The organism is Streptomyces sp. D2-8, from assembly GCF_023184515.1.
GTDB lineage: Bacteria > Actinomycetota > Actinomycetes > Streptomycetales > Streptomycetaceae > Streptomyces.
Genome location: NZ_JAAHBP010000019.1, coordinates 214,961 through 224,701, shown reverse-complemented (window position 1 = coordinate 224,701; position 9,741 = coordinate 214,961). Strand labels below are relative to the sequence as shown.

The following is a 9,741-nucleotide window of genomic DNA, read 5'->3' as shown; positions in this document are numbered from 1 at the left end:
CAGCAAATGCTGGAGACGGGGTATCAACATATCTGGCGTTGACTTTTGGCACGCTGTTGAGTTCTCAAGGAACGGTCGCTTCCTTTGTACTCACCCTCTCGGGCTTTCCTCCGGGCGCTTCCCTTCGCTGTTCCAAACTCTATCAGTGATTTTCCGGCCCCCTGACCACCGTCCTGCAGGCATGCAGAAGGCGACCCGGAGATAGGATCTGACAAGTTGGTTGCTGCCCGGTCGAGACGCAAGCTCGCGTCGCTCAACCCCAAGCAGGAGTACGACTGTACACGCGGCCGCGGAGCGGGTGCAAATCGATTTGGGGTATGGTCTAGACCACTTCGGAGTGCTCAGCGGAACCGGCACTTCAGGTGACATACGCTGCTGAACAGTTGCCGCCCGGTACCTACAGGGACGGCCATATCGATCTCCACCCCTGGGAGGCTTCCCATGACCACCGTGACGTCCCCGCTCGCAGGACGCGCCATCGGACTGGCAGCCGTGCCGGATCCCGTCTTCTCCGGGGCCATGGTCGGCCCGGGCACAGCGATCGACCCCGTACGTGAGCCTTCCGAGGCCGTCTCGCCCGTGGACGGCGTCATCGTCTCCCTGCACCCGCACGCGTTCGTCGTGGTCGACGAGAGCGGCCACGGCGTGCTCACCCACCTCGGCATCGACACCGTGCAGCTCAACGGCGAGGGTTTCGAGCTGCTCGTGAACAAGGGCGACACCGTCACGCGCGGCCAGGGTGTCGTGCGCTGGAACCCGGCCGCCGTCGAGGCCGCCGGCAAGTCCGCGGTCTGCCCGGTCGTGGCTCTGGAGGCCACGGCCGAAGCTCTCTCCGATCTTCGCATCGACGGCGAAGTGAAGGCCGGCGACAGTCTCTTCCTCTGGAAGTGACGTCAGCGCCGTCGTATGACGGCGAGTACGACAACCAACGCGGCGGTGGGACCCGCCGCTCTATCGGAGACGGGTGAGATGGAGACAACGCTGCGAGGCGTCGGCGTGAGCCACGGTGTGGCCATCGGCGAGGTTCGACACATGGGAACGGCGGTGCTCGAGCCGCCCGCGAAACAGATCCCGGCGGAAGAGGCGGGGCGTGAACAGGGGCGAGCCCGCAAGGCCGTGGAGGCGGTGGCGGCGGACCTGATGGCGCGCGGCAACCTGGCCGGCGGCGAAGCCCAGGCGGTGCTCGAGGCGCAGGCCATGATGGCCCAGGATCCCGAGCTGATGGCCGATGTGGAGCGGCGGATCGCCGTCGGCAGCACGGCGGAGCGCGGGGTGTACGACGCGTTCGCCTCATACCGCGAGCTGCTGGCGGGGGCCGGTGAGTACCTCGCCGGTCGCGTGGCCGACCTCGACGACGTGCGGAATCGTATTGTCGCCCGTCTGCTGGGGGTGCCCATGCCGGGCGTCCCCGACAGTGACGAGCCCTATGTCCTGGTCGCCCGGGACCTCGCGCCGGCCGACACCGCGCTGCTGGACCCGACTCTGGTGCTCGGCTTCGTCACCGAGGAGGGCGGTCCGACCAGCCACAGCGCGATTCTGGCCCGGGCGCTCGGTGTGCCGGCCGTGGTGGCGCTGCCGGGTGCCGGTGAGCTCGCCGAGGGCGCGATGATCGCCGTCGACGGCAGCACGGGAGAGATCTTCGTGGATCCGAGCGACGAGAAGAAGGCTCAGCTCGAGGCCGCGGCCGCCGAGCGGAAGGCTGCGTTGGCGGCTTCGACCGGGCCCGGTGCCACCGCGGACGGTCACAAGGTGCCGCTGCTGGCGAACATCGGTGGCCCCGCTGATGTGGCGGCCGCTGTCGAAGCCGGGGCCGAGGGGGTCGGTCTCTTCCGTACCGAGTTCCTCTTCCTGGACGACAGCAAGCAGGCGCCGTCCGAGGAGAAGCAGGTCGCCGCGTACCGGCAGGTTCTCGAGGCGTTCCCGGAGGGGCGTGTCGTGGTGCGGGTGCTGGACGCGGGTGCGGACAAGCCGCTCGACTTCCTCACGCCGTCCGACGAGCCGAACCCGGCGCTCGGCGTGCGGGGTCTGCGGACGCTGCTCGACCACCCGGAGGTCCTGCGCACCCAGCTGACGGCGCTCGCGAAGGCCGCGGAGGGGCTGCCGGTCTACCTCGAGGTCATGGCCCCGATGGTTGCGGACCGTACCGATGCCCGGGCCTTCGCGGACGCCTGCCGTGAGGCTGGGCTGCGGGCGAAGTTCGGCGCGATGGTCGAGATCCCGTCGGCCGCTCTGCGGGCTCGCTCGATCCTGCAGGAGGTCGAGTTCCTGTCTCTGGGGACGAACGACCTCGCCCAGTACACCTTCGCCGCCGACCGTCAGGTGGGTGCGGTGTCCCGTCTGCAGGACCCGTGGCAGCCCGCCCTGCTCGACCTGGTGGAGCTGTCCGCCGAGGCGGCGAAGGCCGAGGGCAAGAGCTGTGGTGTCTGTGGTGAGGCCGCGTCCGACCCGCTGCTCGCGTGCGTGCTGACCGGTCTGGGCGTCACCTCTCTTTCGATGGGTGCCGCGTCGATTCCCTATGTCCGGGCGACGCTGGCGAAGTACACGCTGGCCCAGTGCGAGCGGGCCGCTGCGGCGGCGCGGGCGACGGACAGTGCCGAGGACGCGCGCAGCGCGGCGCAGGCGGTGTTGTCGGGCGAGTAGGCCGGGCCTGGCCGCCGACGGTTTCCCGCGAGGGGCGCCCCACTGAGGTGGGGCGCCCCTCCGGCATTTCAGTGCTGGTGCCCCTGGGCGGGTTTCTCCTCCCTCAGGTCGGGCGGCGCGCAGTAGTCGACGTTGGACTCCGGGGAGATCAGGTCTCCGGATTCGACATCGGTGCAGTAGGCGTCGAAGACCTCTCCGGCGGTGAGGGGTTCGAGTCCGTATGCGCGCATGCGCCAGCCGTAGACGCGGTCGGGTGTGTCTGGGGCGCTGGCGCGGATGACGAGTCCTCCAGGGCTCTCGGTGGCCAGGCCGAGGGCCAGGACCGTGGTGAACTCGAGGGCTTCGGTCTCGTCCAGTTCCAGGGCGGCCCCGTCGTCGGTGATGTGGAGGGCGGCGATGAGGGTTTCGGGCGGTCCGGTGACGCTGCAGACGAGGTGGCGGTTGCCGGGCGGGGCCGTGTCGAGGATGCGGACGAGGAGGTCCGTGGCTCGGGCGAAAGCGGCGCGTCCGATGTCCTCGCCGCAGGAGGTGCAGGCGCCCAGGCGGGCGAGGAGGGTGGTCGCGTACTCCCAGGTGGCCTGCCGAACGGCCTCGTCGACGAGGGCGGGGAGCAGGTCGGCCAGCGGTCGGCCGTCATAGGGAAGGGTCGGACCCGTCACCGCGATCTGCGCGGTGAAGCGGGTGCGGCTCGACGGCTTGTCGGGGTCCAGGCCCTTCTGTGTGCAGAACTCGGCGTATTCCTCGGGGTCGAAGAGGGCCACTGTGGTGTGGCTGCCCTGCAGGGCCCGGGTCCTGAGGAGTGTCTCCACCTGTTTCAGGTAGGTGGCGTGGTCGTCGAAGGTGAAGCTGCGGTAGCGCCGCATGGCCCGGAAGTCGTGCTCGTCGGTCAGCAGGCCGATGGTGCCGGCGATCTCGCGGTGCAGGACGCGTCGCATGGTCCGGTTGTCGGTGTGCGCCATTGTTTCCCCCTGTACGCGGTCGATCAATGCTCACTCACAGTAACCGGCGACACTGACAATGGGCTTGGCTCGGTGATCGCGCGCTCGGCCGATGGCGGAAGGCGCAGGTCACGGCGGGTATCCGGTGCGACCTGCGCCTGAGCCATGGTGACGGGGAGTTGTGTGGTGGGGGTCAGGCGCGTTTGCGGGCCAGGTCCTCGTAGAAGTTCAGCAGGTCGAGGTTGTCGATGGAGCCCGGGTTGACCGCCTTCTCCAGCGGGGTGCCTTGGAGGAGGCGCTTGACGGGGACCTCGATGCGCTTGCCGGTGAGGGTGTGCGGGACGCCGGGTACTTCGATGATCTCGTCGGGGACGTGGCGCGGTGACAGTTGCTCGCGGATCGTCTGCTTGATCCGGTTCAGCAGGGCCTCGTCGAGGACGGCTCCGGGGGCCAGGTGTACGAAGAGGGGCATCCAGTAGCCGCCGTCGGGCTGCTCGATGCCGATGACGAGGGACTCCCTGATTTCGGGGAGCCGCTCGACGGCTTCGTAGATGTCGGCGGATCCCATGCGGACGCCCTGGCGGTTGAGCGTGGAGTCGGAACGGCCGTGGATGACGACGGATCCGCGGGAGGTGAGGGTGATCCAGTCGCCGTGCCGCCATACGCCGGGGTAGGTGTCGAAGTAGCTGTCGTGGTAGCGGCTGCCGTCGGGGTCGTTCCAGAAGTGGATGGGCATCGACGGCATGGGGTTGGTGACGACGAGTTCGCCGACCTCGTCGACGAGGGGGCTGCCGCTGGGATCCCAGGACTGCAGGTCGGTGCCGAGGCACGGGGCCTGGAGCTCGCCGACGTGGACCGGGAGGGTCGGTACGGCTCCGGCGAAGCAGGAGCACACGTCGGTGCCGCCGCTGACGGAGGCGATCCACAGGTCGTCGCGGACCTCGTCGTGGAGCCAGCGGAAGCCGTCGGGCGGCAAGGGTGAGCCGGTGGTCGCGACGCACTGGACGGACGAGAGGTCGAAGTCGCGGGACGGGTGCACGCCGGCCTTGCGGCAGGCCATGACGTAGGCGGCGGAGGTGCCGTAGAGGGTGGCCTTCGTGCGTTCGGCGATCCGCCACTGGGCGCCTGTGTCGGGGTAGCCCGGGCTGCCGTCGTAGAGGACGATCGTGGTGCCGGTGAGCAGGCCGGAGATGAGAAAGTTCCACATCATCCAGCCGGTCGAGGTGTACCAGAAGAAGCGGTCCTCGGGACCCAGGTCGCAGTGCAGGCCGAGTTGCTTGAGGTGCTCGACGAGGATGCCGCCCTGCGACTGGACGATGGCCTTGGGCAGGCCGGTCGTGCCGGAGGAGTAGAGCACCCACAGGGGGTGGTCGAAGGGCACCTGTTCGAAGACGGGGTCCGTGTCGGCCGAGGTGAGGGCCGACCAGTCAAGGGCGCCCTCGGGTGCCTCGGTGCCGAGGAGCGGGATGTGGATCACGGCGCGCAGGGTGGGCAGTTCGCGGCGCAGTTCGGTGACGACCTCGCGTCGGTCGTGCTCCTTGCCGCCGTAGCGGTAGCCGTCGACCGTGAAGAGCACCACGGGTTCGACCTGCTGGAAACGGTCGAGGACGCTGCGGGCGCCGAAGTCGGGCGCGCAGGATGTCCAGACCGCGCCGACGGCGGCTGTGGCCAGGAGGGCGACGACCGCCTGCGGGACGTTCGGGAGGTAGCCGCTGACGCGGTCGCCGGGGCGTACGTCGAGGGCGCGCAGTTCGGCGGCCAGGGAGCCGACCTGGCGGCGCAGCTCGGCCCAGGTGACGGGGAGCGGTTCGTGTGTCTCGTCGACGTACAGGAGGGCCGGTTCGTCGGCACGGGTGCCGGCCGCGCGCAGGGCGTGTTCGGCGTAGTTGACGGTTGCTCCGGGGAACCACTGGGCGCCGGGCATCGAGCGGTCGCCGAGCACGCGCGCGTAGGGGTGCGAGAAGCGGACGTCGAACCACTCCGTGACGGCTTTCCAGAAGGTGTCCAGGTCGTCGACGGACCAACGTTGCAGGGCCGCGTAGCCCCCGTCGGCGGGAGCGCCGTGATGTTCGGCGGCCCAGGCCTGGAACCTGGTGATCCTTGCCCGGGCAATGCGCTCGGGATCGGGCTGCCAGAGCGGCTGAGAACTGTCGGTCGACATGGTCGGCTCCCGGACTGTGCGCGTCGTGTGCGTCCTCCGCGCACGGGCTGGGGTGTGCGCGTGAGCGGCTGGCACGGACAATGCCATGTGATCGACTTCGGCACCAGGGTGCGCCCCACATAGTCCGTGTCGTGAAGATGTGGTCCTGGCACGGGTGAACGGCAGTTGAACGACACCCGTGCGCGGAGCGGTCAGTGGCAGGGTGAGCAGCATGAACGGTCGTGACCTGGTGCGTTCGGTGAAAGCGGTGGCTTCGGTGGGGGCAGCGCAGGGTGTGCGTACCGTACGAGCAGCGTGGCGCAGGCGCCGGGCCGACGCCACCGGGCTGCCGGCCCGGGGGGCGGAGCGTGCGCGGGTGCCCGGGCCCGTGGCAGGCGCGGAGCCGGGGCCGGGGGGCGGTGTCGTCCGGTTCAGCCGGTCGGAGCTGCGGATTCTGGTCGCCGTGAACGGGGCCGTGTTCTGGGGCTGGGACGGTGCGGAGCCCGAGCCGTCGTACGCCCTGGTCGGCCGTTGCCCGGAGCCGGATCCCAGGGCGGTCCTGGAGCCGGACAAGGACGGTGGCTGGCGTGTCGTGGCCGAGCGGGTGACGGTGGGGGTCTCGCGGCACGGCGCGGTGGAGGTGCGTACTCCGGGCGGTGTGACTCTGCGACGTGATCTGCCGCCGCGCTGGTGGGAGCCGGTGGGCGGCGGCCCCGCGCGGTGGATGCAGCGGTCGGAGGTGGGCGCCGACGCCCGGTTCTTCGGGCTCGGGGGGCGTGCCTCGGGTCCTCGGCTGCCGGACGGGAGGTACCGGCTGTGGAACACCGATCCCGGCCGCGCCTTCGCGCCCGGGGACGACCCGCTGTACGTCACCATGCCGGTGCAGTTGGTGGTGTCCGACGGCGGTACGCATCTGGCGTTCCACGACAGCTCGTGGGACGGCACGGTGACGCTGCGGGAGGGCGAGGAGGGTGCGGGTTCCGGGCACGACCGCGCGGGGACGAGCGAGCTGCGGATGAACGGCGGTCCGCTGCGCTGCTGGGTGATGGTGGGGACCCCCGCGCGCGTGCTGCTCGCCTGGGCGTCGCTCACCGGGGCGCCCGCGCTGCCACCCGCGTGGGCGCTCGGGCACCATCACGCGCGATGGGGGTTCGGCAGCGAGCAGGAGGTGCGGCGGATCGTCGCGGGCTACCTGGACCGGGGTCTGCCGCTGGACGCCGTACACCTGGACATCGACCACCTCGACGCACATCAGGTGTTCACCGTCGACCAGGAGCGCTTCCCCAAGCTGCCTGTTCTGGCCGAGGAGCTCCGCCGGGACGGCATCAGGCTGGTGTCGATCGTCGACCCGGCCGTGAAGGCCCTGCCCGGCCGGGCGGTGTACGACGGCGGGGCGGCCGAGGACGCGTTCGTGCGGAACGCGTCGGGGGAGGTGGTGGAGGGTGTCGTGTGGCCCGGGGAGGCGGTGTTTCCCGATTTCACTCACGCGCGCGTGCGTGAGTGGTGGGGCGGTCTCTACGAGGAGCGGCTCGCCCAGGGATTCTCGGGTTTCTGGCACGACATGAACGAGCCCACGTCGTTCACCGCCTTCGGGGAATCGACGCTGCCGCTTTCGGCCCGGCACTCCCTGGAGGGGCGGGGCGGTGACCATCGTGAGGCGCACAACGTCTACGCCCTGTGCATGGCCCGGGCAGGCTTCGAAGGGCTGCGGAAACTCGCGCCCGGGGAACGGCCGTTCCTGTTCTCCCGCTCCGGGTGGGCCGGCATGCAGCGCTACGGGGGGACGTGGTCGGGGGACGTGGCCACCGGCTGGCCGGGGCTGCGGGCCTCTTTGGCGTTGGTGATGGGGCTCGGGCTGTGCGGCGTCCCGTACTCGGGGCCGGACATCGGGGGCTTCGACGGGGATCCGTCTCCCGAGCTGTATCTGCGGTGGTTCCAGCTGGGCGCTTATCTGCCGCTGTTCCGTACGCACGCGAGTCTGCGGGCGGGGCGCAGGGAGCCGTGGGAGTTCGGCGGCGAGGTGCTGGAGCACGCGCGCGTGGCGCTCGTCGAACGCCGGCGGCTGCTGCCGTACTTCACGACGCTGGCGCATCTGGCCCGGCGTACCGGAGCGCCCTATGTGCGGCCTCTGTGGTGGGCGGCGCCGGAGGAGCGGGCGCTGCGTGACTGCGAGGACGCCTTTTTGCTGGGTGACAGCCTGTTGGTGGCTCCGGTGCTGGACCCGGGCGTCGACCGGCGTGCCGTGCAGTTGCCGCGGGGACGCTGGTACGAGACCGCGACCGGGCAGGTGTACGAGGGGCCGGGGCAGGTGCTGGTCGACGCGCCCCTGTCGCGGATACCGGTGCTGGCACGCGCGGGTGCCGTGCTTCCGGTACGTGGGGAGGACGGCGGGCTGGAGCTGGAGGTGTGGGCGCCCGTCCGGGGACGGACCGGGGGTGGGCTGGTCGTGCCGGACGGGGGCGAGGGGTGGGACGAACCGGAGATCGAGCGCTACACCGCTCGGTGGATGGGCTCGCGGGTGGTCGTCGAACGGGAGGGTGAGGACGGCGGGGGCACGCCGCCCCACCCGGTGCGCGTCCGCGGTGCCGGAGAGGGCTGAACTCAGATGTACCGGCCCTCGAACCAGGCCCGGACGGCGAGGGTGTGCAGAGGAAAGGCGAGTTCCTCGGGCCTGCGCAGGAGGTGCCAGCCCTCCGTCTCGTCCGTGGCGGCGGAGGACGGCAGGCCCTCGGCGGGGCGCTCCGGGAGCAGACCGAACAGCAGCAGGTGTCCGTCGGGTGAGCTCATCGCGTCGACGAGCCGTACGTCACGGCCGGCGGCGTCGATGCCGGTTTCCTCCCGGAGTTCGCGTATGACGGCCTGCCGCCAGTCCTCCCGGTCGTCGATGTAGCCGCCGGGCAGGGCGATGCCCCCGCGCGCGGGGGCGATGGTTCGGGTGATGACGACCAGGGCGGTGCCCTTGGTGTCGTACACGGGCTGGAGGGCCACCGCGACCGGGAGTGGATTGCGGTAGGCCACGGCCCCGCACACCGGGCAGGTGCGGGGCCAGCCGGTGACGCCCTCTCCGTAGGGCGCGCCGCAGCTCGAACAGTGGGAGTTCGGCACGGAGTTGGAAGCGGAGTGCGTAGTTTCGGACACGCGGCGGACTGTAGCCGATCGCGGAGAGGGCGCCTCGGGCAGGCTGCTCAGTGAGCGCTGGTGAGCGACTTCCTGGACACGGGGAAGTCGAAGTACGTGTCCGGATGGGTTTCGGGCTTGAAGGTGTAGTGCCACCACTCTTCTGGCAGGTTCACGAAGCCGAGGCCTTCCAGGGTGCTCTTGAGCAGCAGCCGGTTGGCACGCTGTCGGCCTTGGATGCGGGGGTCGAGCGTGTGCGAGAGGGTGTCGAAGCAGTCGAAGCCGGTCCCCATGTCGATCGAGTTGTCGGGGAACCGTTCGCCCTTGGGTGCGAAGCAGGGCACCAAGGGCTCCCCGGGGTGGTAGGGCCGGGTCGGCTTCGCCGGGAGCCTGACGAGCGTGACGTCCAGGGTCGAGCCCCGGCTGTGGCCGGATTTCGCCGCGATGTACCCGTCGGCGAACAGCCGGGTCTTGTCGACGTTCGGGTAGAACTCGCCCTTCATCGCCTCGTCGTCGAGGTCCTCGGCCCAGCGGACGAAGTGGTCCACCGCGCGCTGCGGCCGATAGCAGTCGTACACCTTGAGCGTGTAGCCCTGGCGCAGGAGCTTCCGCTGGGCCTTGTGGAGGGCTTCGGCGGCGGGGCGGGTGAGGATGCAGAGGGGCTGCTTGTAGCCGTCGATGCGTTCACTCACGAAGTTGTGCGCGGTGACGTAGCGCATCTCCTGGATGATCGTCGGGTCCACGCTTCTCAGCGCCACGAAGTCCTTCGGCGCCGTGGGATCGGCGCTCGCCTGGGCGGTCGCGGTGGGGGCGGTCGAGGCCAGCAGCGCGGCGAACGTGGTGATCAGGGCACGTGCCACGGTGGTGAGTCGTGTCATGCCCCTGCGTCTATCAGGAGTGGCGGCG

At 70.3% G+C, this 9,741-nt stretch carries 7 protein-coding genes; 3 read left to right on the top strand and 4 right to left on the bottom strand.

What is annotated here, in order from left to right; genetic code table 11:
- Positions 1 to 441 precede the first annotated feature (441 nt).
- Together G3I77_RS29335 and ptsP are read left to right on the top strand one after the other, a co-directional pair.
- Positions 442 to 891, top strand: a complete 450-nt coding sequence (locus G3I77_RS29335) for a PTS glucose transporter subunit IIA (RefSeq protein ID WP_248508314.1) — start codon at positions 442 to 444, stop codon at positions 889 to 891.
- A 78-nt stretch (positions 892 to 969) separates the two neighbouring features.
- Positions 970 to 2,640 (top strand): phosphoenolpyruvate--protein phosphotransferase, encoded by a 1,671-nt coding sequence (gene ptsP, locus G3I77_RS29330; RefSeq protein ID WP_248508313.1) that lies wholly within the window; start codon positions 970 to 972, stop codon positions 2,638 to 2,640.
- A gap of 68 nt (positions 2,641 to 2,708) precedes the next feature.
- On the opposite strand, the gene G3I77_RS29325 is transcribed toward ptsP, so the two are convergent.
- Positions 2,709 to 3,599 (bottom strand): hypothetical protein, encoded by an 891-nt coding sequence (locus G3I77_RS29325; RefSeq protein WP_248508312.1) that lies wholly within the window; start codon positions 3,597 to 3,599, stop codon positions 2,709 to 2,711.
- A gap of 172 nt (positions 3,600 to 3,771) precedes the next feature.
- On the bottom strand, positions 3,772 to 5,739 hold the full coding sequence (locus G3I77_RS29320; RefSeq protein ID WP_248508311.1) for an acetoacetate--CoA ligase: 1,968 nt from the start codon (positions 5,737 to 5,739) through the stop codon (positions 3,772 to 3,774).
- Between the two features lie 211 nt (positions 5,740 to 5,950).
- Here G3I77_RS29320 and G3I77_RS29315 point away from each other — a divergent pair, with 211 nt between their 5' ends.
- Positions 5,951 to 8,317, top strand: coding sequence for a TIM-barrel domain-containing protein (locus G3I77_RS29315; protein WP_248508310.1), 2,367 nt, complete (start codon positions 5,951 to 5,953; stop codon positions 8,315 to 8,317).
- 2 nt (positions 8,318 to 8,319) lie between these two features.
- Here the strand turns inward: G3I77_RS29315 and G3I77_RS29310 are convergent, their stop codons facing one another.
- Both G3I77_RS29310 and G3I77_RS29305 read right to left on the bottom strand, forming a co-directional pair.
- The gene (locus tag G3I77_RS29310) at positions 8,320 to 8,856 is read right to left on the bottom strand and encodes an NUDIX domain-containing protein (protein ID WP_248508309.1); all 537 of its coding nucleotides are present in this window, start codon (positions 8,854 to 8,856) and stop codon (positions 8,320 to 8,322) included.
- A gap of 47 nt (positions 8,857 to 8,903) precedes the next feature.
- The gene (locus G3I77_RS29305) at positions 8,904 to 9,713 is read right to left on the bottom strand and encodes a M15 family metallopeptidase (protein WP_248508308.1); all 810 of its coding nucleotides are present in this window, start codon (positions 9,711 to 9,713) and stop codon (positions 8,904 to 8,906) included.
- Between the last annotated feature and the right edge of the window lie 28 nt (positions 9,714 to 9,741).